The following is a 259-nucleotide window of genomic DNA, read 5'->3' as shown; positions in this document are numbered from 1 at the left end:
AACGCATTGCAGGACAGCTTCGACGAGTTGGAAGAACAACCTTGGGTCGTACAGCTCTATGCCCAGGACGAATCCGATTGGACCAGCTACCTAAGCAAGCTGAAAGCGTACATACAACCTCGTGCCCAAGACACCGCCTTCACTGAGTATTACTTGCAGATGTTTGAACAACATCTGCAAGCCATTTCCAAGCCCGGTGGTTTATTCGAAGACACAGCGGTCACCAAGCTTCCCTGGCGAGGGCAGACACGCAAAGTAC

General features: G+C 51.7%; 1 protein-coding gene. It reads left to right on the top strand.

Annotated features, from left to right (window positions below; translation table 11 throughout):
• A partial coding sequence (locus SB717_RS37365) for a TraC family protein (protein WP_410908170.1) occupies positions 1-259 on the top strand: 259 nt, incomplete at both ends.

The organism is Priestia sp. SIMBA_032 (assembly GCF_046535215.1).
Classification (GTDB): domain Bacteria; phylum Bacillota; class Bacilli; order Bacillales; family Bacillaceae_H; genus Priestia; species Priestia aryabhattai.
This window is presented reverse-complemented; position numbering and strand designations above follow the sequence as displayed.